This window comes from Cryobacterium zhongshanensis, assembly GCF_022760445.1.
GTDB lineage: Bacteria > Actinomycetota > Actinomycetes > Actinomycetales > Microbacteriaceae > Cryobacterium > Cryobacterium algoricola.
Genome location: NZ_JALGAR010000001.1, coordinates 1,857,213 through 1,879,944 on the forward strand (window position 1 = coordinate 1,857,213; position 22,732 = coordinate 1,879,944).

The 22,732-nt window shown below is 63.8% G+C and carries 27 protein-coding genes and 1 pseudogene; 9 read left to right on the plus strand and 19 right to left on the minus strand.

Annotation, left to right across the window (positions count from 1 at the left end; all coding sequences use genetic code 11):
• Positions 1-14: 14 nt before the first annotated feature.
• Entirely contained in the window at positions 15-971 is a 957-nt protein-coding gene (lgt, locus tag MQH31_RS08460) for a prolipoprotein diacylglyceryl transferase (RefSeq protein WP_134531729.1), read from the plus strand.
• Here lgt and MQH31_RS08465 read toward each other — a convergent pair.
• Positions 900-1,241, minus strand: a complete 342-nt coding sequence (locus MQH31_RS08465) for a DsrE family protein (protein WP_243011613.1) — start codon at positions 1,239-1,241, stop codon at positions 900-902. The genes lgt and MQH31_RS08465 overlap by 72 nt on opposite strands.
• A 56-nt stretch (positions 1,242-1,297) precedes the next feature.
• The gene (locus MQH31_RS08470) at positions 1,298-1,885 is read right to left on the minus strand and encodes a hypothetical protein (RefSeq protein ID WP_243011614.1); all 588 of its coding nucleotides are present in this window, start codon (positions 1,883-1,885) and stop codon (positions 1,298-1,300) included.
• 189 nt (positions 1,886-2,074) lie between these two features.
• Here MQH31_RS08470 and MQH31_RS08475 point away from each other — a divergent pair, with 189 nt between their 5' ends.
• Positions 2,075-2,443: a thioredoxin family protein gene (locus MQH31_RS08475; RefSeq protein ID WP_243011615.1), complete on the plus strand. Its 369-nt coding sequence runs from the start codon at positions 2,075-2,077 to the stop codon at positions 2,441-2,443.
• 35 nt (positions 2,444-2,478) lie between these two features.
• On the opposite strand, the gene MQH31_RS08480 is transcribed toward MQH31_RS08475, so the two are convergent.
• Together MQH31_RS08480 and MQH31_RS08485 are read right to left on the minus strand one after the other, a co-directional pair.
• A complete protein-coding gene (locus MQH31_RS08480) occupies positions 2,479-3,873 on the minus strand; it encodes a sensor histidine kinase (RefSeq protein WP_243011616.1) in 1,395 nt (464 codons plus the stop codon).
• Positions 3,870-4,559, minus strand: a complete 690-nt coding sequence (locus tag MQH31_RS08485; protein WP_243011617.1) for a response regulator transcription factor — start codon at positions 4,557-4,559, stop codon at positions 3,870-3,872. The genes MQH31_RS08480 and MQH31_RS08485 overlap by 4 nt, the downstream gene beginning before the upstream one ends.
• A 141-nt stretch (positions 4,560-4,700) precedes the next feature.
• On the opposite strand from MQH31_RS08485, the gene MQH31_RS08490 reads away from it, so the two are divergent.
• Entirely contained in the window at positions 4,701-5,435 is a 735-nt protein-coding gene (locus tag MQH31_RS08490; protein WP_243011618.1) for a ferritin-like domain-containing protein, read from the plus strand.
• 76 nt (positions 5,436-5,511) lie between these two features.
• On the opposite strand, the gene MQH31_RS08495 is transcribed toward MQH31_RS08490, so the two are convergent.
• Positions 5,512-5,877: a rhodanese-like domain-containing protein gene (locus MQH31_RS08495; RefSeq protein WP_243011619.1), complete on the minus strand. Its 366-nt coding sequence runs from the start codon at positions 5,875-5,877 to the stop codon at positions 5,512-5,514.
• A gap of 113 nt (positions 5,878-5,990) precedes the next feature.
• Between MQH31_RS08495 and MQH31_RS08500 the strand changes: the two genes are divergently transcribed.
• Positions 5,991-7,454 carry an NAD(P)/FAD-dependent oxidoreductase gene (locus MQH31_RS08500; RefSeq protein WP_243011620.1) on the plus strand — a complete coding sequence of 488 codons (1,464 nt, stop codon included), beginning with the start codon at positions 5,991-5,993 and terminating at the stop codon, positions 7,452-7,454.
• 407 nt (positions 7,455-7,861) lie between these two features.
• Here MQH31_RS08500 and MQH31_RS08505 read toward each other — a convergent pair whose 3' ends face one another.
• Both MQH31_RS08505 and MQH31_RS08510 read right to left on the minus strand, forming a co-directional pair.
• A complete protein-coding gene (locus tag MQH31_RS08505; RefSeq protein WP_243011621.1) occupies positions 7,862-8,965 on the minus strand; it encodes a GGDEF domain-containing protein in 1,104 nt (367 codons plus the stop codon).
• A gap of 89 nt (positions 8,966-9,054) precedes the next feature.
• Positions 9,055-9,210 (minus strand): annotated as a pseudogene (locus tag MQH31_RS08510) (IS481 family transposase); the annotation flags it as partial.
• 393 nt (positions 9,211-9,603) lie between these two features.
• On the opposite strand from MQH31_RS08510, the gene MQH31_RS08515 reads away from it, so the two are divergent.
• Positions 9,604-10,458: an NAD(P)H-binding protein gene (locus tag MQH31_RS08515; protein WP_243011622.1), complete on the plus strand. Its 855-nt coding sequence runs from the start codon at positions 9,604-9,606 to the stop codon at positions 10,456-10,458.
• 404 nt (positions 10,459-10,862) lie between these two features.
• Here MQH31_RS08515 and MQH31_RS08520 read toward each other — a convergent pair whose 3' ends face one another.
• Positions 10,863-11,162 carry a hypothetical protein gene (locus tag MQH31_RS08520; RefSeq protein WP_243011623.1) on the minus strand — a complete coding sequence of 100 codons (300 nt, stop codon included), beginning with the start codon at positions 11,160-11,162 and terminating at the stop codon, positions 10,863-10,865.
• A 22-nt stretch (positions 11,163-11,184) separates the two neighbouring features.
• Here MQH31_RS08520 and MQH31_RS08525 point away from each other — a divergent pair, with 22 nt between their 5' ends.
• Positions 11,185-11,589: a HEPN domain-containing protein gene (locus MQH31_RS08525; protein ID WP_243011624.1), complete on the plus strand. Its 405-nt coding sequence runs from the start codon at positions 11,185-11,187 to the stop codon at positions 11,587-11,589.
• Between the two features lie 203 nt (positions 11,590-11,792).
• On the opposite strand, the gene MQH31_RS08530 is transcribed toward MQH31_RS08525, so the two are convergent.
• The 8 genes from MQH31_RS08530 to MQH31_RS08565 all read right to left on the minus strand — a co-directional run bounded on the left by MQH31_RS08530 (position 11,793) and on the right by MQH31_RS08565 (position 17,553).
• Positions 11,793-12,407: a hypothetical protein gene (locus MQH31_RS08530; RefSeq protein ID WP_243011625.1), complete on the minus strand. Its 615-nt coding sequence runs from the start codon at positions 12,405-12,407 to the stop codon at positions 11,793-11,795.
• Positions 12,407-13,390, minus strand: a complete 984-nt coding sequence (locus tag MQH31_RS08535) for an alpha/beta hydrolase (RefSeq protein ID WP_243011626.1) — start codon at positions 13,388-13,390, stop codon at positions 12,407-12,409. The genes MQH31_RS08530 and MQH31_RS08535 overlap by 1 nt, the downstream gene beginning before the upstream one ends.
• Positions 13,391-13,434: 44 nt before the next feature.
• A complete protein-coding gene (locus MQH31_RS08540) occupies positions 13,435-14,028 on the minus strand; it encodes a hypothetical protein (RefSeq protein ID WP_243011627.1) in 594 nt (197 codons plus the stop codon).
• Entirely contained in the window at positions 14,028-15,626 is a 1,599-nt protein-coding gene (locus tag MQH31_RS08545; protein WP_243011628.1) for a hypothetical protein, read from the minus strand. Before MQH31_RS08545 ends, MQH31_RS08540 begins: the two co-directional genes overlap by 1 nt.
• A gap of 105 nt (positions 15,627-15,731) precedes the next feature.
• Entirely contained in the window at positions 15,732-16,010 is a 279-nt protein-coding gene (locus MQH31_RS08550) for a hypothetical protein (RefSeq protein ID WP_243011629.1), read from the minus strand.
• A 452-nt stretch (positions 16,011-16,462) separates the two neighbouring features.
• The gene (locus tag MQH31_RS08555) at positions 16,463-17,101 is read right to left on the minus strand and encodes an endonuclease/exonuclease/phosphatase family protein (RefSeq protein WP_243011630.1); all 639 of its coding nucleotides are present in this window, start codon (positions 17,099-17,101) and stop codon (positions 16,463-16,465) included.
• Positions 17,095-17,322: a hypothetical protein gene (locus MQH31_RS08560; protein WP_243011631.1), complete on the minus strand. Its 228-nt coding sequence runs from the start codon at positions 17,320-17,322 to the stop codon at positions 17,095-17,097. The genes MQH31_RS08555 and MQH31_RS08560 overlap by 7 nt, the downstream gene beginning before the upstream one ends.
• A gap of 63 nt (positions 17,323-17,385) precedes the next feature.
• Positions 17,386-17,553 (minus strand): hypothetical protein, encoded by a 168-nt coding sequence (locus tag MQH31_RS08565; protein ID WP_243011632.1) that lies wholly within the window; start codon positions 17,551-17,553, stop codon positions 17,386-17,388.
• 17 nt (positions 17,554-17,570) lie between these two features.
• Here MQH31_RS08565 and MQH31_RS20990 point away from each other — a divergent pair, with 17 nt between their 5' ends.
• Positions 17,571-17,702, plus strand: coding sequence for a DNA methyltransferase (locus tag MQH31_RS20990; RefSeq protein WP_372488132.1), 132 nt, complete (start codon positions 17,571-17,573; stop codon positions 17,700-17,702).
• Between the two features lie 517 nt (positions 17,703-18,219).
• On the opposite strand, the gene MQH31_RS08570 is transcribed toward MQH31_RS20990, so the two are convergent.
• Both MQH31_RS08570 and MQH31_RS08575 read right to left on the minus strand, forming a co-directional pair.
• The gene (locus MQH31_RS08570) at positions 18,220-18,519 is read right to left on the minus strand and encodes an SHOCT domain-containing protein (RefSeq protein WP_243011633.1); all 300 of its coding nucleotides are present in this window, start codon (positions 18,517-18,519) and stop codon (positions 18,220-18,222) included.
• 69 nt (positions 18,520-18,588) lie between these two features.
• Positions 18,589-19,188: a sulfocyanin-like copper-binding protein gene (locus MQH31_RS08575; protein ID WP_243011634.1), complete on the minus strand. Its 600-nt coding sequence runs from the start codon at positions 19,186-19,188 to the stop codon at positions 18,589-18,591.
• A 140-nt stretch (positions 19,189-19,328) separates the two neighbouring features.
• Between MQH31_RS08575 and MQH31_RS08580 the strand changes: the two genes are divergently transcribed.
• The gene (locus MQH31_RS08580) at positions 19,329-20,018 is read left to right on the plus strand and encodes a response regulator transcription factor (protein WP_243011635.1); all 690 of its coding nucleotides are present in this window, start codon (positions 19,329-19,331) and stop codon (positions 20,016-20,018) included.
• Positions 20,015-21,379 (plus strand): HAMP domain-containing sensor histidine kinase, encoded by a 1,365-nt coding sequence (locus MQH31_RS08585; RefSeq protein WP_243011636.1) that lies wholly within the window; start codon positions 20,015-20,017, stop codon positions 21,377-21,379. Before MQH31_RS08580 ends, MQH31_RS08585 begins: the two co-directional genes overlap by 4 nt.
• A gap of 6 nt (positions 21,380-21,385) precedes the next feature.
• Here the strand turns inward: MQH31_RS08585 and MQH31_RS08590 are convergent.
• Positions 21,386-22,732: heavy metal translocating P-type ATPase (locus MQH31_RS08590; RefSeq protein WP_243011637.1), on the minus strand; the 1,347-nt coding region annotated here is incomplete at its 5' end.

A 22,732-nucleotide genomic window follows, 5' to 3' on the forward strand; every position in this document is an offset into this window, starting at 1 on the left:
GAAAGGTGAACGCGGTGGTTCACACCAGCATTCCGAGCCCATCCATCAGCTATTTCGATCTGGGGCCCCTGCGCGTTCACTTCTATGCGCTGTGCATCCTGACCGGAATCGTCATCGCCGTCTGGTTATCCTCGGCGCGGTTGACCACTCGCGGCGGCAAGCCGGGCATGGTGATGGACATCGCCATGTGGACGGTCCCGATCGGAATCGTCGGCGGCCGCCTGTACCACGTCGTCACGCATCCGACCGACTACTTCTTCCCCGGTGCGGACCTGTGGAAGGTGTTGTTCGTCTGGGAGGGCGGACTCGCGATCTTCGGCTCGATCCTGTTCGGCAGCATCGGGGCCTACATCGGCTGCCGCCGGGCCGGCATCCGGTTCTTCTCCTTCGCCGATGCCCTCGCTCCCGGTCTGCTCCTGGCGCAGGCGTTCGGCCGCTTCGGCAACTACTTCAACCACGAGCTCTACGGCGGTCCGACGACCCTCCCCTGGGGTCTCGAGATCGAATCGACGAACGTCGCCTTCCCCGCCGGGTTGCCGGCCGGGACGCTCTTCCAGCCGCTGTTCCTCTACGAGATGATCTGGAACACGATCGGTGTCGTCCTGATCATCGTCGTGCTCGAACGCCGGTTTACCCTCCGCTGGGGCAAGGCCCTCGGCTTCTACCTGCTCTGGTACGGCGCAGGACGGGCGTTCCTCGAGTCGCTCCGCCTGGACCCGACCGAGTATTTCCTCTTCGGCCTCAAGATCAACGTGGACATCGCGCTCCTCGCCGCCATCGCCGGGATCGTCCTCATCATCGTCCAGACCCGACGCCACCCCGGACCGGAACTGTCGATCTATCGAAATCCGGAGGAGCCCGCGATCGACGACCTGCCCACGACGGATGCCTCGTCCGGCTCACACGCGGATGTACGCCCAGCCCTTGAACTGCCGAACGGTCAGATGAGCGACAGCCGCAGGGACGACTGACACACTCGGAAGCAGATCAGCAGCATCCAGCCCGACAGACCGCATGCTGTTCTGGCAGGACAGCACCCGCACGGGCGTTGCAGCGAGCTCGGTCAGGGCTGGTTCCAGGACCGATCCCGCGCGCAGGAACAACACGACCGGGCCCTGGACCACGATCTCGATCGCGAGCGTCGGGAGTTGGGCGCGGGCGTTGAGCGCGGATCGGATGCCGCCCTGGATCAGGGTCGCATCGGCGCCGCTGACGTCCAGGACGAGCCCGGTACTGGTCACTGCTTGACCGTGGCCGCCACCGTTAGGCTCCATGTCGTCGGCTGTCCCCGCCTCCGTCACGGACGGCCGCCGGCTCTCGGGAACAACGGGCGGCATGTGGTGCATACTTCGCCATCTTCGGTGCCGTCGATGTCGCCTGGCGCACCTGACCGGCGCTGGCTACGTGTTGCCTTGTGTTCGCTGTTCAGCCGTGCCAGCAAAGCCCAGACCAACAACGCGATCGCCGCGACGCTGACGACAGGACGAATGCCCGGCTCGAGCAAAGGCACGGCGGTGCGCAGATCGGTCGACAGATATAGCGAGATCAGGCCGAGCGCCGGCCAACGCAGGTCGCACAAGGTGGCATCCGCACCGATGGGCGCATCGACGTAACTGGCCACGACCAGACCGATCAGTCCGGCACCCAGGACCGTGACCGCATCCGCCCACCAGGTACCCGGGAACACCAGGGACCCGTCGACGAAAGCCACGGTTCCCGCTGCGAGCGCCAGTCCGACCAGCACCATCCCGGCGACGGCGGCGACGATCAGTCGACGACGGGCCGACCAGCGGCGGAGGGACCTGCCCGCAATCATGACGGAATCGACCAGCCGTCTCGCTGTCCCCCGCTTCGGGTCTGCGCCGACCGTTCGTCTGTTCTGCATAGCTGGCCTCATCACAGTTAGTAAGGGAGATCCGAGAGAACTTCTCTAATACCCTATGGGGTATTTCTATTCGGTACTGGGTATTCTTGTGAGGGGTGTCTTTTTGCAAGGGCGGGCTCCTCCGGAGGCACGCGCGTGGAGCGCTTGACTCCCTTGCAGGCAATACCCTATGGGGTATATTCTCGGTGCATGGCTACCACTGACATCAACGAAAAGACTTTCGACGAGACCATCACCGACAACAGCATCGTGTTCGTGGATTTCTGGGCCGGCTGGTGCGGCCCGTGTCGCATGTTCGCGCCGACCTTTGCCGCAGCTTCGGACAAGCACCCCGAGATCGTCTTCGGGAAGGTCGATACTGAAGCAGAACAGGGCCTGGCCGCTGCTGCCGGCATCCGCTCCATTCCCACCCTGATGGCGTTCCGGGACAAGGTCCTTGTTTTCTCCCAGCCCGGAGCGCTCAACGCCTCGTCGTTGGACGAGGTGATCGCCGGCGTGGAGGCTTTGGACATGGAGGCCGTGCGCGCCAGCATTGCCGCCCGGCAAACCTCGGCGTGAGCTGACGAACGGGGCACTGTTCAACCGCGCCGGCCCTAGCCTGGGGTAGCACCCGTGGCAGGCAGCCGGATGGTGATGGTGGTTCCCCCGCCGGGCTCGGATGCCGCGTGGATGGTCCCGCCGTGGCTGCTGACGATTTCGCGCACCACAGCCAGGCCGATGCCGGAGCCGGTGACCTGCTCCGCCGCACGGCCCCGCCAGAGACGGTCGAAGATGTGCGGGAGTTCGTCCGGCGGGATGCCCGGGCCGGTGTCAGCGACCTGGAGCACCGCGTGACCGTTTTCGACCGCGCTCGTGACGGTCACGGTGTCGCCCGGCCGGCAATATCGGGCGGCGTTGGCCAGGAGATTTCCGATGGCTTGGTGCAGTCGGTCGGCATCCGCTCGCACGAATGCTGGCTCGCCCGACTTGACGGTCACGTTCAGTTCCGCTGCCCGCAGTTGCGGTTCCCGGAGGGCGCATTCGTCGCGGGCGATCTGCGCCAGGTCGATGGAGGCGAGGCGCAGGGAGAGTCCAGCGCTTTCCACCGCCGAGAGTTCGGCCAGATCGGCCACCACCCGGCCCAGGCGCAGCGACTGGTCGTGCAGTCCGGCGAGGCCTTCCGGAGTTGGCTGCACCAGTCCGTCGCGCAGTTCCTCCAGCCCGGCCTGCAAGGCCGCCAACGGGGTCCGCAGTTCGTGAGCCACGTCGGCCGTCAGGTTGCGCCGATCCAGATCGGACCGCACGACAGCATCCGCCATGCCGTTGAATGCAACGGCGAGCTCACCGAGCTCCCCCGGGCCGGGGCCCGTGGCACGCGATTTCCGTTCGCCCGCCGTGAAAGACCGTGCCGCCTCGGTGATCGCCTGGATGGGGCGAACGAGGAGTCGCGTGACCAGGAAGCTCGCGCCGAGTGCCATGACAAGGGCGACGATGGCGGCTACGGCGATCCAGGGCCAGGCCACGTCGATGACCTGCGTTGCGACCATGGCGCCGAAGTTCATCCGGACGGTGCCGACCTGGCTGCCGTCGCTGATGATCGGGGTCGATACGACTGTCTGGCCCATTCCGGAGCCTTGACCCATTCCCTGGCCCATACCCTGGCCCATTCCCGGGCTGTTGGGGTTCCCGCTGTTATCAGCGCTGGACTGCACCGTGGTTCCGTTAGCGTCGAGAATGGCCAGCCGGGCCGATGCCGCTTCGCCGATCGCGAAGGCACGGCCCAGGTCGGCCTGTTCCCATCCGGCTGCCTGCCGGTAGGCGTCGGCGGCCGCCGCGGCCGCGGCCGCAACCACCCGTTCACGGTCGGCCTGCTGGGAGACCTGCACTCCGCGATCGACCCCAACCAGTGCGGCGCCGGTGAGCACGGCCACCGATGACACCGCGACCAGGATGAAGGCGACCAGAAAGCGACGCCCGAGCGGGCCGAGGCCGAAACCGCGGGTCGTCATGACGCATCGTCCCGACGGAGCCCGAGGCGGTAGCCGACGCCGAGAACCGTCTCCAGGACGTCCGCCCCCGATGCACCGAGCTTGCGCCGGAGGTTCTTGATGTGGGAGTCGATGGTGCGTTCATACCCTGCGTACTCGTAGCCGCGCACCCGGTTGACCAGTTCGTATCGCGAGTACGCCCGTCCCGGTGCGGCCGCGACTGCGGCCAGGAGTGCCCATTCGGTCGGGGTCAGGTCGAGCAGGGTTCCGTCCAGCCAGGCTTTGTGGGAGCCCTCATCGATGCGGAGCCGCCGGTTGCCGTAGGTGATCGGGCCGGACTCTCCGGGGAGTCCGGTGTAACGGTGCAGGACGGCCTGAACCCGAAGGACCACCTCGGCAGGGCTGAAGGGCTTGGTCACGTAATCGTCCGCTCCCAGCTCGAGCCCGTGGATTCGATCCTCGGTGGCGCTTCGGGCAGTGAGGACGATCACGGGAAGATTCTGCATTCCGTGGACCTCGCGGAGAATGTCGGTGCCGTCGATGTCGGGCAGGCCCAGGTCGAGGAGTACCAGGTCAGCCGAGTCGAGCAAACTGAGCGCCTCCGCTCCCGACCCGGTCGTGAGCACAGACAATCCGGCTCGTTCCAGATACCGACGAAGCACGTCCCTGATATCACGTTCGTCCTCGACGACCAGCACTGTTGACATGACTTCACACTAAGCGTCAGGACGGCTCCGGAAGCCGTCGCCAAGACTTCTCCACGGGATCTCCACACGCCCGGCAGACCCCCTGCACACCCGGGCGAGAACGTGTACGTAGCAACGATCCACAATTCGAAGGAGCACATCATGCGCAGGAGAAGCATTATCACCACGGCGATCGCCAGCGGAGTGGTCATCACCGCACTGATCGCCACACCGAGCATCGCCGCCATGAACCGCGGCGGCGACGCGCAGGGCACCGGGCCCACCGCATCCAGTAGCCAGCCCTCCACCCACACCGGGAACATGAACCGGATGGGCACCGGAACGGGCACCGTCACCGGAATGGGCGACGGAATGGGCGCAGGCAGCGGTACCGGCATGCAGGGCGGTCCCCGTGCCGGCGAGGGCATGGGTCTGGGCATGGGCAGCGGCCTCGCCGACGTGGCCAGCGGCACGATCACCGATGAGCAGAAGGCCAGCCTCACCGCGATGGCGGCGGAGGAGAAGCTGGCCCATGACCTGTACGTCGCTTTCGCCGAGAAGTACGACACGACGGTCTTCAGCCGCATCGCCCGGTCGGAGACGATGCACCTGGAAGCCGTTCGCACGCTTCTGGAGCGCTACAGCATCACCGACCCTACCGTCGGCCTCGAGGTCGGAAAGTTCCCGACCGACGCCAGCCAGAAGCTCTACGACACCCTGCTCGCACAAGGCTCGGCGAGCCTGGACACTGCCAGGGAAGCGGCCCGCACGGTCGAGACGACCGACATCGCCGACCTGACGACGGCCAAGACCGGAGTGACCGCTCCCGACGTGCTCGCGGTCTACGAGCACCTGCTCACCGCCTCGCAGCACCACCTGACCGCCTTCGGTGGCTGACACAGACAGACGATGGAGGGGCGCCCACGAACCGTGGGCGCCCCTCTCTCCTGCCTGCGATGGGCCGATGGTTTTACTACGGGGTCGTCACGATCGCGAGGCCCGTCGAAGCTGCCGCTGCCGACATGGCACCGGCATCCGTCACCTGCGAATAGCCCAGTTGCTTGAGGCGCGCGGCGGCAGCGGCCGATCGATTGCCCGAGTGGCAGTAGACGACGTAAGCGCCCGACTTCGACAGCGCACCGACCCTGTTGTCGAAGTCGGGTGTCTGCACGTCGATATTGATCGCGCCCGCAAGATGGCCGGCCGCATACTCCCCCGGGGTGCGCACGTCGATGACCACGGAATCCCCGGGAACGGCTGCGGGTGCAGCCGACGAACACGCAGTCAGGCCGAAGAGGGCAGTCAGGACAAGAGCCAGGGTTGTGATCACTGTTTTCATGGTGCCACTTTATACCCCCATGGGTATTTTCTTCGCGTCAAACCAAATACCCCCTGAGGTATAGGAGTATGGTTCAGATCAACAGCATCGAAGCTGGGATTGAGGGGTCTGACATGGCACGAGTCGTCATTCTGGGAGCCGGGGTTTCCGGACACACCGCAGCACTATTCCTGAAGCGGCGCCTGGGCAGGAACCATGAGGTCGTGGTGGTGTCACCGAACTCGAACTGGAACTGGATCCCCTCGAATATCTGGGTCGGTGTCGGCAAAATGAGCCCCGACAAGGTGGTCTTCCCGCTCGCCCCGATCTACCGGCGGAAGAAGATCGTCTTCCGCCAGGCCAAGGCAGTCGCACTGCGGCCGGACGGGGATGCCGACAGTCCCCGCGGAGCCGTGGATGTCGTATACACCGACCCGAAGCGGGCCGGCCAGACCGAGCACATCCGCTATGACTACCTTATTAACGCGACGGGCCCCCGGCTGAACTTCGAGGCGACCCCGGGGCTCGGCCCGGATGCCGGTCACACCGTGTCGGTCTGCACGCCCAGCCACGCGGTCGACGCGGCGAAGCACCTGGCCACCGTCATCGAGACGCTGAAGACCGGCCGCCGGCAAACCCTGGTGATCGGAGTGGGCCACGGCACCTGTACCTGCGAGGGAGCGGCGTTCGAGTACGCCTTCAATGTCGAGCACGAACTCCGCGCGGCAGGCGTCCGGGAACGGGCCGAGGTCATCTACCTGACCAACGAGCACGAGCTGGGCGATTTCGGCGTCGGCGGCATGACCTTCAACCAGGGCGACCACAGGATCACGAGCGAGGCCTGGATGGAATCGCTCTTCCGCGAACGGAAGATGAAGGCGATCACCCAGGCCGCGGTCACCGAGATCGAACCCGGCCTCATCCACTACCGACAAATCGACGGTACGGACAACACCCAACCGTTCGATTTCGCCATGCTTCTCCCCCCGTTCCGCGGCGTGAACCTTGAGGCCTTCGACCGGGACGGAACCGACATCACGGATTCGATCTTCGCCCCCAGCGGGTTCATGCGGGTGGACGCGAACTACGAAGCAAAACCCTTCGACCAGTGGACGGCGCAGGACTGGCCCAGGACCTACCAGACCCCGCTGCACCACAACGTGTTCGGAATCGGGATCGCGTTTGCCCCGCCGCACGCGATTTCCCGGCCGTATGCGACCCCCGACGGCGTACTGGTCGCCCCGGCGCCGCCCCGCACCGGCATGCCCTCAGGCTCGATGGGCAAGGCAGTGGCAATGACCATTTCCGACATGATCCTGCACGGCTCCCCCGAACCGACCCACACGGCCTCGATGGGCGAGATGGCCGCGGCGTGCATCGCCTCGACGGGCACGGGCATGCTCTCTGGCACTGCGGCGGCCATGTCGATGTCGCCCATCGTGCCGGACTACTCCCGGCACCCGGACACGGCCGGCCGGGATCCCCAGGAGACGACCGGTGACATCGGGCTCGCAGCGCACTGGGTGAAACGGATGCTGCACACCCTGTTCATCTACAAGGCCAAGGCCTACCCGCTCTGGTACCTCATCCCCGAATAACCGGCCTCAACGACACGATCAACGGAGACCAGCATGGATAACGCCCAGGCTCGAATCGATATGGCACCGCTTCCGGGAATGCGCGAGCTGCGACGCCGGAGCAACCTCGTTCAGCAGTTCGTTCGCTTCCTGAGCCTGAACTGGACGATGTACCGACTCGCCAAACATCACGGTTAACGAGCCCTGACCCCGGCGGCCCGCGTCGGCAGGGCAACCCTGCTTTCAGCGCGACCGCTCGGGACATTCGGCGAGCAGGCGCTCGACCGCGTCGACCCCGCCGGCAAAGGCGCAGCGGTGTAGCGGCCACGAGAACGAAGGCCCGACCACGGTGGGCTTTTTCGCCCGGTTGTTCTCCGCCCGCTGATTTCGCCGGATTCTGTCTCGAGGCTCTCGGACACAAAGCCCACTCAACGATTGGGGGCGGCGTTCCACTCTGGCTGCATTCCCAGCGAGACAGGAGCCGGGTCGCCGCCGCCCGCGACGTGGTCCGAAGCAGTTGTCGAACCGCGCTCAGAGTCGCTCATCTGTACCGAGTTCCGCCCCGCATCCTTTGCGGCGTACATTGCGTCGTCGGCCTCGGCCAGGAGTGCGGCGAGGTTGGCCTCGGTGCTGCCGTCTCCGATACTGCAGCCCACGCTTACCGTAACTGCCATGCCGCGCTGCGTCTTCTCGACGATGGTCCTGACGTGCTCAGCGAGGGCTGCTAGCTGCTGCCGGTCGGGAACGACGGCGAACAGGGCGAATTCTTCTCCGCCCAGCCGAACGAGCAGGTCGCTTGTGCGCGTGCCCCGCTGGATGGCGCTCACGACGTCCATCAGAACCTGGTCGCCACGTTGGTGCCCGTAAGTGTCGTTCACGGTCTTGAAATGGTCCAGATCGAAAACGAGACAACCGAATTCCTGACCGGTTCGCTGTGCGAGTTCGCTGAGCGAGGGCACCCGATCGGCCATCCCGCGGCGATTGACCGCTCCGGTGAGAGGGTCGGTCAGTGCGAGGTCGATAGCGCTGTCACGCTCGGCCTTCAGGAAACGTCGGAGCATCATCACGACGAGCGTGGCGGCAGCAGTCATACCCAAGAAAGTCACGGCAACCATGACAGCCTCTGACGACCTCAGGAAGATGATCACGATACCCAGTGTCGTCGCCACCGCGCTGTGGATGCACGCAGGAAGTACATCTACCACCGCCGCAACTGCGACGGACAGGATCAGGAAAGTGAATCCGCTCACTGTGGCCAGCGCCACGGATTTCACTGCGAGCCCGGAGATCAAGGAACCCGCCAGCGACAATACGAGCACGGCCGCGATGCTTGGACGGCTCAGAGCGCGCTGTCGAAAGGACAAAAACAGGAGGACGAGAAGTGCGCCAGCGATGATCATCAAGAGCAGCGTGGCGGGCTGAGAGTGTCCGACGAAGAGCCCGGCAATGATCACCGCGCGCACGGCCACTATCACCATCAGCGTGCGCAACACCGTGGCGCGGAATCTCTGGAATGAGGGAGTCTGCTGCATCGGATTGCCTGTCTTCCCTCGCCTCACTGACAAGGTCGTGGTTCAGCTTAGCGATCCACCTCGGAGCGCGGCTCGAGGGCCGCGGCCTAGCCCTCCTCGAGATCACGCTTCTTGATCGCGTAAAAGGTCTTCCGCGAGATCCCGTGCTCAGCACAGAACGTACTGACCGCGCCTCGCGGAGCACCAGGCGGCCTCTGAGTTATGGCGAGACGAACACGGGGATCAACGGGTTCGACACGAGTCATCCCTCAAGTGTGGACGAGGAAGAAGTGTCACCATCAAACACGGCCGAATGGTCACCGATCTATTTGTGGAGTTGATCGCTTCATGGCGGCGTTCTTGAAACGCCTAGTGGCCGCACCGCTGCCTAACGAGTGACCGCCCGCCGGTACAACTGAGGGTTCCAATTGCGGATCCTCGGCGTGCTGACATATGGGCCCGAGGTGTGTGACTCGACCGCGCCCGGTCTAAAGTGATTTGAATGCTCATTCGTTGCGTTGCCTAACCAGCATCCACTCTCGCCGCAGTAGTCCGCTACGCCGTCCAGGGATGGAGATTTTGTGCGCCTTCGAACGGGAACCCCCCTTCGGGTTCCCGCTCGATTCGACCCACACAAAATCTCTCATCTGGAGTATTTAATGACTGTTTTTCTTGTAACTGGAGTAACCGGCAACCTCGGCAGCGCTGCACTGCGCAGCCTGCTCCAACGCGTTCCCGCGTCACAAGTGCGAGTCCTCGTGCGCACTGACCGAGCCGCGGCTCAGTTCGTGGCCCAAGGCCTCACCGCTTGCGTCGCGGACTATTCGGAATCGGCTTCCTTGGACGCCGCCTTCACCGGAGTGGACCGTGCGATCTTCGTTTCGAGCCCTGTTCTAGACCCTGCGGTACGGACAGAGCAGCACCGCACTGTTGTCGAGTCGGCCGTAACCGCCGGGGTGCGTCACGTGGTCTACACGAGCGGAATGGGAGCGCGGCACGATCCGGGCCACTCAGCCGCCGAAGACGCACTCACCGAAAGCCGCGTCCATCATGCAATTCTGCGGAATGCGCTCTACACGGATGCCTTCGTCGACCGCGCAATTACCCAGGCCAGCACTGACGGATTTATTACGTCGGCGAGCAGCGGACAGGGCCTGGCAACCGCAGCGATCGCTGACCTGGGCGAAGCTGCCGCAACTGCCTCTCTCACCGCGCCGGAAAAGACGTTGTGGGAGCTTCGCGGCCCCCGGTGGGATTTCAGCGACATGGCAGCGGCACTGACGGTAGCTCTCGGGAGGCGGATTAGCCACGAGGAAGTCAGCGATGCAGACACCGGACCGTTCGCCATACTCTTTCCGCTTGTTCGGCGCGGCGTGTTCTCGTTCGAGAGCCCAGATCTCGCTGAGCTCTTAGGCCACACACCGGCGAACATCGGAGTCGTTGTGAACGAACTAATAGGCCTGCTTAACAAACACCAGTCCGGGGATGAAGGTCTTATCCCGCAAGAACGGTAGTTGGGCGGAGGCCGGGCTGTGGACCTCGCGGCCCCCACTCTGGGCTCTCCAAAACCCGTTGACCGTTAGCGCGACAACCGGAGAACGATCGAGTTCTCTCGCACTATCGCTGCCTTCGCCGCGTTCAACAATCCCGAATGTCGCGTGCCTCGCCGGACAATATGCCCGATGAGCGGGATTCATGCTGACAGTTGGCGTGTTCAGCTGCGCCACCCTCGATTCCGCTATTTCGGCTCCACCTCGCGAGGCTCGCCCTCTGGACGGTTCGCCGGCGCCCCGACGCTGGAGCAACTGCGCGAAGCGATCGCTGCAGCATAGGCGGCATCCGTCCGGAATGTGGCCTTTTCGTCTTCGGTGGCGAATTGGCCGGCTCCTTGCTTCCTGGATCTGCGGTCGATGACGGACTATCCACGGAGGAAGGCCTGTGCGCGCTGGATCGTAATGTTGCGTCGGGTATCGGCAACCGGGAGCTTCGTGCAGATCCGCACGAGGGAGACGGGATCGATGAGCCCGGCTTCGACGAGCGCATCCACAAACTCCAGGTCCTTTTCGTCACCGCGAACCAGCTTCGCGGCACACAGGTCGTGTGGATCGAGGCATCGGGCCAGTGCGCCGTTGGGACCGTCTGGTGCCAGCTGAACGGTGCGGGTTTCCCAGCCATTCGGGAGCACCGCGGTCGTGACGTTGACACGCGCAGGTTTCACGGAGACTAGGCTCCTGGCGGCGATGGTGGTGGCAGAATCGCTGCAGACGAGCCTGTTTGGCACCACGCCTCGATGGAACAAAGAAAGATTCAAAGCACTCCGCGCAATTGTCGACCGCATCCCTGACGCTCAGCAGCGCGCGTGGGTCCGTGCACGAATCAAGAACGAAACGAGCTTCAGGGAGCGGCTGATTGAACTGGCCTCATTCCCAAATCAACTCGCCGTAGAACTACTAGTCGGCGACGCCGAGGTGTGGGCGAAGAGAGTAGTTGACGCCCGTAACGGCCTAGCTCACAACGGCGCGGATCCGCAGACGAGTGGTGACATCTTCGAGCTCACCGAAGTCACACTCTTCCTCGCGGCCCCGGCACTCATGCAAGAGATTGGGCTGTCCGGGGAAGTTCAGTTGGAGGCGCTCAGGCGATGAGTACCTTTCCGTCATCCGGCACACGTCGCCGGCCGCCACTGGCCAACGCTGACTGACGTCCGAGCAGGTAGAGGGCGACACATTCCGCGGTCTCGTCTGTCGTCAGCGACCCTGCATCAGCCAGAGCAGCCGGAGCCCACCGAGTCCTGGAGGCTCGTATATACAGGTGCTCGGTATCGACGGCAACGCAAGCGGTGGCGGCGTCAGGGTGCTGCGGAGGGCACCGGGACCGACGTCGGTGTAGGCGCCGGGAATGTTCCCGGACCGGTGTCACCGTTGCGGATGCACGATGTGCTGGCACTCACGGCGACTCTGGGCCTTGTGCTGCTTTCAGCATTGAGGAAGACAACGATCGTCATATCGGGCGCGTCGTAGATCAGGTACATTGTGCGGGACTTCTCGATGCTGGGCTTCTTCGTACTGCCAGCGATCGACTGCTCGGGGCGCAGTACCCACTGGTCGCCTGACGGGGTCAGGAGTTTCAGAAGTTCTGCATTGGACATCGGTTCGACCAGATCGAACCCGAGACCATACGTCCACGCCGCGCTTCCCGAGGGACCGGTATCAATGACGCTCTCGCAATACGAGTAGTCGTTGGTCGGGACGTCCGTGGCGTCACTTTTCAGCCACGCCAAAGGGAGGTTCGCGAGAAGAGACGTCACTTCCTGCTGAGTCTGCACGGCCCCGTCCCGCAGTGTCCGGTTGGCGGCGCCGCTCGGAAGCGAACAGCCAAAGAGCCCAACAAGTGACAGCACTCCGATGACCACAACGACCGAAGTACGGACCCCGGAGCGCCTCGTGTTCTTCGAAATGGCCATCACCGCGTTCCTTGTGCATCCGTGATGACGTTGAACATGGCAAACCACCCCGTTGAATTTTCGCTGAATATGCCATCGTGTTCGCCGAAATTCACGAATCCCGTGTCTGGATAACCCGATTCTAAGGGCTTGATACCGGCTAGCCCGTCTGGGTCGGCACCGAGGACCTTTAACGCTTGGACCTTCTGTATCGGATCACCTGGGGCAGTAATTGCGAAACGTTCTGTCTCGGGATGGGCATAGTCCGCGATTGTCTGCACCCCCGGACCGGCACCAGCACTCTCGACGTGCATGACATATGCAGCCGGCATTCCGGTGACTTCTGCACTTCCGACGATTGCCCCGCCCGCGCTATGTCCGACCACTCCAATGGGCGCGGGAGAAAGCTCGTCAATTCCAGCGACAAACCTTGCCAGTCGTGGACCACCTTCAATCGCAAACCGGTCCAGGTCGGGTTGGGCATACGTTTCCCAACCAGGGAAGTCCGTACCCATCCAGGTGATCGTCACTAAGCCATCCGGATCGCTCTTCTCTGAAAGGTCGTAGAACGACTTGGCGCGAAGATCATATTTGAGGACGCTGTCCATGTTCAGTGTGGTTCCGTTCACAATCACACGGATGTTCTCGGTTTTCGCAGACAGTGTGCCGTGGACTTCTGCATAGCGCCCGTTCCCGGCCGGATCGAACAGCAGCACCTGATGATCGTCCCCGGCCATCACCTGATAGGTCAACTCCCGTTTGAGCGCAGCAGCGAGAGCGTTTTGGAGATCCACCCTTTGGGGAGCAAACGACTTGCCTTGCGGAACCGCGGCGATCTGTTCGCGCAGACTCGCGATGGTGGCCGCCTGGTCCTTCCGCGCTTGGGCAATGTTGGTCTTGTTCGCGGTGAACCGTGCCGGCCACGGCACGCCGTCGAGCGCACCGATGATGGCGGGCGCGCCCGCAAGGGCAGCCGGAACACGCTGAGGTCTGGAGGTTGGCATTTACAGGTGCTCGGTATCGTCGGCAACACCGGCGGGTGGCAGCGTCAGGGCGCTGCAGAGGGCCCCGGGACCGACGTAGGCGCCTCGAATGTCTCAGGACCGGTGTCACCGTTGGGGATACACCACGTGGTGGCGTCCACAGCAATTCTGGGCATCGTTTCATTTTCAGCGTTGAGACGAATATGGACCGTCATATCAGGCCCGTCATAGTCGAGGTCAACGATGCTTGGGTCTTTCTCGATGCCTGCGACCGACTGCTCGGGGCGGAGGACCCACTGGTCGCCCGACGGCGCCAGTAATTTCAAGACCTCAGCGTTGGACATCGGCTTGGCTAGGTTGTGCCCGAGACCATACGACCACGCCGCACTTCCCGACGGCCCGGTATCAATAACGCTCCCGCAATAGGAATAGTCGTTCATTGGGACGTCAGTTGCGTCGCCTTGCAACCACTCCGCTGGGATGTTTGAGAGAAGAGATTTCACTTCCTGCTGAGTCTGCACGGCTCCCTCGAGCAATGTGCGGCTAGCTCGCCCACCCGACACTGCGCAGCCTGAGAGGGCAGAAACTAAGATCACCCCGCCGACAACCACCGCAAATCCGCGCACCCCTAGGCGACGGCGGGCTGTGCCAATGGCCATCAGCGCGCTCCTTCTGCAGCCGTAATGACTGCGAACATGGACTTCCACCCCATTGCTCTTTCCCTAAATACGTCCTCGTGTTCATCCAGCCTCACGATCCCCGAGTATCGATACCCCGAGTCTAAATGCCAGATCCCGACCAGCCCGTCCGGATCAGCACCGAGCGCTTGGACGAATTGGACGCCCTGAATCGGATCTTCAGGGGCAGTCATCGAGAATCGTTCCGTTCCAGGATTGGCATAGTCTTCGATGGAACTCACTCCCGGCCCGGCACCAGCGCTCTCGACGTGCATGACGTATTCAGCCGGCATTCCGGTGACTTCAGCGCTTCCGACAATGGCGCCACCCGCGCTGTGTCCGATCACTCCAATGGGTGCTGGGGATTGTGCATCGATCCCGGAAACAAACCTTGCCAACCGTGGCCCGCCGTCAATCGCGAACTGGTCTATGTCCGGATGAAAATACGTTCCCCAGCCGGGGAAGTCCGTACCCATCCAGGTAATCGTCACCAAGGTCCCCGCCTTGTCGTACTCCGCAGCATCGAAGAATGACCGTGCGCGCCGGTCGTATTCCAAGACAGTGTCCATGTTCAGTGTCGTTCCATTGACGATAACTGCGATGTTCGCGGTTTTCGCAGACAGGACGCCGTGGACTTCCGCATAGCGCCCGTTCCCGGCGGGGTCGAAGAGCAGAACCTGATGATCATCGCCGGCCATCTTCTGATACGTCAGGTCCCGGGCAAGCGCCGCAGCCAGAGCATTCTGCAGCTCGGACTTTTTCGGAGCAAACGACTTGCCTTGCGGAACCGCGGCGATCTGTTCGCGCAGACTCGCGATGGTGGCCGCCTGGTCCTTCCGCGCTTGGGCAATGTTGGTCTTGTTCGCGGTGAACCGTGCCGGCCACGGCACGCCGTCGAGCGCACCGATGATGGCGGGCGCGCCGACAAGGAGCGCAGCCTGTTGGCCGGCATCAAGCTCGTCCCACCATTCCTTGACCACAGAAGGCGCGGGCTCCGTGTCTTGGAAGCCGCGCATCAGGTCCGGGTGGGTCCGGAGGAACACCTGCATGTCCTCGGCACTCAGACCAGCGAGTCTGACCAGTATCTCCGTGGTCGAGGCACCTCGGCCGACGGCAGCCGTCACGGCCGACAGGCGACCCAAAGCCGCGACGGAACCCAACTGTTGGGCGCAGAACGAGTCCGCGGCACGGCGGCGCGCGACCAACTCATCCCACTGGGCATCAAGGTTGGTGAGAATCGACCGTTCAGAGTCCATGTGGGCACCCAAGCGCGCACGCTCGACAGGGATGGAGGCGTCTACCGTGAACACAGGATCGTCCATCGGCAGCGCCTGGAGCTGCCTCTGAAAGGCCCAATACCGGGAGTGAGCCTCGCCTCGTCGATACTCCAACGACCGCTGCTCGTCTTGGACCTGTTCGACGTCGGCGCTGTACCGGCGGAGAGCAGTCGCTTGCTCATCCAGGCCTTGAATGAGCAGCGACAGTCCCGGAACCAGACCATTGACCGTCTCGACGAACGCGTCCCGCGACTGCGCCGTCCAATCCGCACTCCCCGCGTCAGCCAGAACGGAAGCCAGCATGCTCTGAACGGTTCGGAGGTCATCCGCCCGTCGTTCACGGATGCTCGCCTCATGACGGATGCCCCATGGCTCTCCAGCGCCGGGTCGTTCCCGCGTCCACACCATTCAGAAGACCGTGCCCGACGCGATGCGCGCATCCGCAGCCTGTAATGCATGCGCTGCCGTCGACGGGAACAACGCGACGTCCGAGGAGACATCGGCTAGAAGCTGACCACGCGCCGAGTACTGGGCCGAACCACCGGCAAGCGCATCCGAAACGACGGCGGATTGCAACACGGCATCCCCGGATCCAAACCTCGGGTCGGCCCGCATCACATCGGCGGCCCGCGACATTGACGTCGTCAAACCTTCCAGCAATGCGACGCTCACCTGCAGATCTGCCATCGACTCCCCCAGTCTCGCGTTCAGCCTAGTGAGAATATGCCAGCGTCTGCAGGAGTTCGGCACCCCCAAGCAAGGGTGCAAGCAGGTCCGAGCACGAGCCACTCTTCCAAAGATGCTCTGGTACCGGTCTGGACTGCCGTGCCGAAGGGATGCACGACCAGCTCAGCCGCGATGCTCGATGTGACCAGTCAATAGGTTCACGACACACTACCCAGCGATCGTCCTCTATGACGCATTCAGCCGAACCTCGACAACGTCGACACTGAATGCGCGGACGTGCAATTGGTCATCGAGTCGTTGACCAGGTCCCATGGGGCGTCTACTCCGCTCGGCGCAGGCCGTCAGGTGAACCTAGAACGGTGGTCGACTACCTGGTCCTTCAGTAAGCAACCCATCAGCGACTGATATCCGCGCTGTCCGGCGGCAGCTGGGTCCGACGCGTCATTGATCACCTAGTCGAGGTTGACATCCGCGTAAATAGCGGCGTGGTCGGAACCCGCCTGCGCAGCGTTCTTCATTGTGGCGTAGTGCTCGAATAGGTCTCCGTTGACGCCGCCCCACGCACCCTTCCGAAAAATGCCACCGCCCGTCACTCGTTGAAACAAGGCAGGCGAGAGCAGGACATAGTCAATCTCTCCGCTCTTCGTGCCATTGCTGTATGTGCCCGGACGCTTCGGATCTGAGGTAAAAAGGGGGTGCGCAGAGATGTCCATGAGGTCGGTGCCGTCCAGGAGCGGTGCCAACGGATCGCTGTCTGGTGTGTCATTGAGGTCTCCGACAAGCACGATCCATTCGTTACCCCGCTCGCGGACATTCTGGTAGATCTCCGCTGCTCGGGTGGCTTGCGCCTTGCGGGTCGCATTGCTGACGCTCTGTTTGCCATAGCCCGTGCTTGTGAAGTGGTTCACAAGCACGACGAGATGCTGGCCAGCCGGCAACTCTGCGGTGTACTCGGCACAGTCGCGACTGAAGACAGGATTACCCTTTTCGTTCAGATCATCGACGTGCGAACGGATCTCAACGATGGGGAAGCCAAGCTGGGTCATGAGTCCAACGTCGATCCCCCGGTCATCGTTGCCGTCGATCACCATGATGTGGGGATAGAGGGGCTGCTCCCTTCGTTGAGAATGCCGGCGTCCGTGAAGTGCTTGAGGGCCACCCGACTTTCAGCTTCGATGACGCCAAGCACGTCCGCGCCGACGTCCCTGATCACACGGGCCGTGTGTTCAGTCGCGAGCTCATTGACGCGTTCTTTCTTAAGGTCCACCCAGCCGATCCAGTCTTCGCGGCCCGAAGCGACAACCTCGATCACAGAGTTCTTATTTGCATCCTTGCTCCGCCTGACGAACGGACCGCGGATCCGGCGGAGAATTGCCTACGGGCCCTCATCAGAGTTCACCATCTCGAGGACGATGAGCTGTGCGATCATGTCAACCTTCATTACCGGCGTATAGATCGGCTCATCGATGACCGAATTGAGACGAGAATGCGCCTCAAGGATCGGATTCCCCGCTGCGGAGATCCCCCGAAGGTGGCCGCTCATAGCCTTGGGACGGTCGAATAGACTCGTTCGCCGGTACAGGAACAACCCTTGAGGCTTGCGCTCGAGCTGGAGTGAGATCGATCGGATTCGAAAAGGATGCCGCTTATTTACCTCTTATCGAACAGCGACTGAGCCACCTAGCTCGATAGAACGGCGACACTTAGGACCCGAGGCAAGGTCTCTGACCCAAAGGGTATTTCCGCCGTTTCAGGTGCCGAATCACTGTGCAAAATACAGCTAGGTAGCTGCGTAGGTAGCTGGATCGAACCGAGAGAAACGTGGCGAGTCAAATTTAGCCCTGACCACCACTAACAGTAGGGCGGCCGGGACTTGAACCCGGGACCGACGGATCCGGTCGGAGTGATACTCGCGTTCGCGATCGACTGGAGCAATATAGATTGATGTCGTTTCGATCAGGGTTTCTTGTTCTTGCTGGGTTTCATTTTATCGCCAGGTCTCGATTGGTCTGGGCCGATCTGGAGTCGATAAACGGTGAATAAACGTGAGCGCATCAAGTCGTCAACAACGCTTTCACAGTAGGTCGGGGCCTCGGATCCCCCAGCGTCAGGATCGTCGCAGTCGGCCAGTGCGCTGGCGTAGACCGCTCGGCGGCGCGACAATATGCAGCCGTCTGGATGACCGCCGAGGAGCTTGGCGTGATCTTGTCTAGTGCTCCGTACTCATTCCGTCGTCAACTCCGCCCGACGGTATGCCGAGCACCTTCAGTTGGGCCCGATATTGTTCTGCGGTCACATCGCCGGCGGCGAAGCGCTCGTCCAGAATCTGACGAGCCTTGCTCGGCTGCACGACTCCTGCACGGGGCAATTGTGCCACCTGCTGGTCGTTGCGCTGTGTCGAGGCGCCGGTAGATCGGACTGCCCAAATGATCAGTAGAACTATGCCAGCGATGACCAGGATTCCAAACGGCCAACCCCACGCCATGTTCATTCCGTTGCCCCACATCATTTTGTCTCCTTCGTTTGGTTGGTTTCGATTGCTTGGGAATTGCTTGGGATCCTTCTGGACCCGTCGCCGTCAGGTCACGATGAGTTCCCGGTACATCCCGGCGGCGTAGTGGCCCGGCAAGTTGCAGACGACTTCGTAGCGTCCCGGTGCGAGGTCGAGGGTCACCCAGCCGGCGCTGCCCGGTGCGATACCGGCACCTTCACCGGCGTTGCAGGTGGCCGAGGCCTCGCCAAGGCTGGCGGTTTCGTCGACTCTGTACTCGCCGGAGATCGACCGGCTGCCCGCGACTTGCGAAGCCGCGAGCGGAAGTATGACGAGCTCGTGGCTGATGCTGCCGTCGTTGATGGCGAGGAAGGAGACGGTTCCTGAACTGACGCTGGACCGGTCGAGGCTCAGATTCATGGCCCCGCGGGGCATGATTCCGTTCCCGTTGTTGCCGCCCATCATCCCGTTGTTGCCGCCCATCATGGAACCGCCCATGTTCCGCAGCGATACGTTCACGACGGTGCCAGCAAGCTGCGGTGTTGTGCAGGATGATCCGCCCGCCGTACCAAAATCCGGCGTTCCCCCGTTCATGGCGCTCACGGCACCGACGGACATCCCGGTGAGACCGACGATCGTTGCGACCGCGCCGGCAATCGCTGTGGCGATGAGTGTGTTCCTGCTCATGATGTTTCTCCTCCAACGAGTGGGTTGATGTTCCCCACTCTGCGCGTCCGGTGTGCAGATCAACTGGCGTGCGTGTGGAGATGGTGTGGAGGTTTGCGGAGACGGAGCCTTCGCCCGAATGCCGCGCGTTAGGGTGAGGTATGCCCACCGTGCTGGTCGTCGAGGACGAGCATGACATCCGCGACATCCTCCGCCGTTACCTCGAACGAGCCGGATTCGCGGTGCTCACGGCCATGTCCGGTGCGGAGGCACTGCGCCTCCTGTCCGCGTGCGAGCTGGTGCTCCTCGATCTGGGCCTTCCCGATATCGACGGAACCGACATCCTCCGGGAAATCCACGCTCTCGGGTCCCTCCCGGTGATCGTGCTCACGGCGCGCAGCACGACGGAGGACCGCATCCAGGGGCTGGAGCTCGGCGCGGACGACTACGTGACGAAGCCGTTCAGCCCGCACGAAGTCGTGCTGCGCGTGCAGGCCGTGTTGCACCGGTATGGCGGTTCGTCGACCACGACGGGGCCGGCAAGCTACGGCGGTCACCGGTTGCGCATCGATGACAGTGCCCACCAGGCGTGGCTCGACGGCGCCGCGCTCGACCTGACTCCCACCGAATGGGGACTCCTCGCGGCGGTATCGACCGCTCCTGGGCGGGTCTACTCGCGGTATGAGCTGGTGAACCGCGTGCGCGGCTACGAATACGCCGGGTACGAGCGCACTATTGATTCCCATATCAAGAATCTTCGCCACAAGCTCGGGCCGGGCGGTGCCGACATCATCGAGACGGTCCTCGGTGTCGGCTATCGTCTTTCGCTCCGTCAGGACGACCTCTCATGAGGATCCTGAGCCTCGGCTCGCTGGGACGCCGGCTCCTGCTCGCGTTCGCGCTCGTGGCCGTGTCGTCGGTGCTCGTACTCAGCGTCGCCGCCCTGGTCGGCGTGGATCGGGGCGTGCACGTCACGCAGCAGGCCGACCGCCAGCAGATCGCGGACTCCGCGGCCGCAGCAGCCGCCGATGCTTATCTATCGGCCGGAGACTGGGCGACAGCGGACCTCGGCCGCACCCGCGCAATCGGTGATGCCGCATCCGCCGGTCTTACGGTGGTGGACATGACGGGTACGCCGATCCAGTCGAGCGGTGGAATGATGGGCGGCAGCGCCGACGGGCAGGGCATGGGGATGGGGTCGGCGATGGGCCAGACCGTGGCCTCGGCACCGGTCATGGTCGACGGCGCCCAGGTCGGCACGGTTCGGATGACGTTCGGCATGATGGCCGGGACTACCGTGTTCGACGTCACCTGGTCATGGATCGCCGTCGCCGCCGTCGTCGCCCTCGTGATCGCGCTCGGCGCGAGCTGGTTTGTCACTCGACTGCTCGTGCGCCCGATCCGGGCCATGACGGATGCCGCCCGGTCGTTCACGACCGGTGACCGGCAGGCTCGGGCCACCGGGCCGGCTCCGGGTGAGCTCGGCGAGCTGGCCTCCGCGTTCAATGGCATGGCCGACGCGGTCGTCCGCTCCGATCGTGATCGGCGCACTCTCACCGCGGATGTGGCCCATGAGTTGCGCACTCCGCTCGCGGCCCTGCAGGCCGGGCTCGAAGAACTGCGCGACGGCCTCGTGGAGCCGACACCCGAAAGCCTCGCGGGGCTGCATGACCAGTCGCTTCGGCTGGGACGCATCGTCGCGGACCTGGCCGAACTGTCGGCCGTCGAGACGGCAGGACTCTCACTGCACCTGGCCACCGTCGACCTCGCCCATGTCGCCCGCGACGCTCTGGCCGAATGGGAGCCGCGGCTGCGGGCTGCCGGCCTCACTGTCACCCCGGAGCCGTCCGGTTCGGCCTGGGTGCGTGCAGACGCCGACCGGTTGCACCAGGCCGTCGGCAACCTTCTTGCCAACACCGCCCGGTACTGCCGGCCGGGCGATTGCGTGACCGTAGCCGTGGCGATCGACGACGGCCGGGCGGTACTGGCTGTCGGCGATACCGGCCCCGGCATCGCCGCCGACGAGCTCCCGCGCATCTTCGACCGGCTCTGGCGCGGTCGGGACTCGGCACACGTGTCCGGGTCGGGTATCGGCCTCGCCCTGGTCCGCGAACTCGTCACCGGACACGGTGGCACCGTCGATGCGACATCCGTGCCGGGAACGGGGACGACGATCACCATTCGGCTGCCAGGAACGGCCCGACCGCTCTGACTCCGGTCAGTCGCGTGTGACCTCGATGTCTCGTGGCAGGCGAAGGCGCTTCAGCATCAGCGCGTTGACGGCGACGATCACACTGGAGCCGGACATCGAGAGCGCCGCGATCTCGGGGCTGAGCCGGATTCCGAAGGCGGGGAAGAAAACGCCAGCCGCGATCGGCAGGGCGATGGCGTTGTACCCGATCGCCCAGCCGAGGTTCTGCCGCATCTTCCGAACGGTTCCCTTTCCGATGCGCAGCGCGACCGGGACGTCCAACGGATCTGACCGCATCAGCACGACGTCCGCCGTCTCGATGGCGACGTCGGTGCCTGCCCCGATGGCGATCCCCAGATCGGCCCGTGCCAGCGCCGGGGCGTCATTGACACCGTCGCCGACCATGGCCACCCTCTTGCCTGCAACCTGGAGCTCCGTGATCTTCGCGGACTTATCTTCGGGTAGGACCTCCGCGATCACGGTATCGATCCCGAGCTGGGAGGCGATGCGTGCGGCGGTGGCTTCGTTGTCTCCGGTAAGCATGACGACCTGGATTCCCGCGTCATGCATGGCCGCGACGGCTGCCGCCGCAGTCGGGCGCACAGCATCTGCCAAAGCCACGACTCCGGCCACTTTACCGTCCACGGCCAGCAGGACCGCGGTGCGCCCGGTCGACGCCAGGGCCTCACGCTGCGCGGTCGCCGGTTGGATATCGACGCCTTGGGCGAGCATTAATTTGCGGTTGCCGACCAGCACGCGGTGCCCACTCACGGTGGCGCCGGCCCCGTGCCCGGGTACGTTGTCGAAGTCGACGGCGTCGCCTACGGTCACACCCCGACCAGCGGCGAAGCTGACCACCGCAGCGGCAAGCGGATGTTCCGACTCGCGCTCCACAGCGGCAACGAGTCCGAGCAGCTCGTCTTCGTCCATGCCGATTGCGACGAAGTCAGTGACTTCCGGCGTGCCCTGGGTGAGGGTGCCGGTCTTGTCCATCACGACGGTGTCGATCCGTGCGGCCGTTTCGAGCGCCGTCGCGGTCTTGAACAAGACGCCGCGCTTGGCGCCCAGTCCCGTCCCGACCATGATCGCCGTCGGGGTCGCCAGCCCGAGCGCATCCGGGCACGTGACGACGACAACGGTGATCGCGAACAGCATCGCCGCCGGCACGGTTGCGCCCGCCAGCAGCCACACTGCCAGGGTCACGATTCCGCCGATCAGCGCCACCAGTACCAGCCAGAACGCCGCCCGGTCGGCCAATCGCTGCCCGGGAGCCTTGGAATTCTGCGCCTCCTGCACAAGCGCGACGATCTGGGCCAGTGCGGTGTCCGCGCCCACCTTCGTAGCCCGGACCCGGAGGGTGCCCGTGGTGTTCAC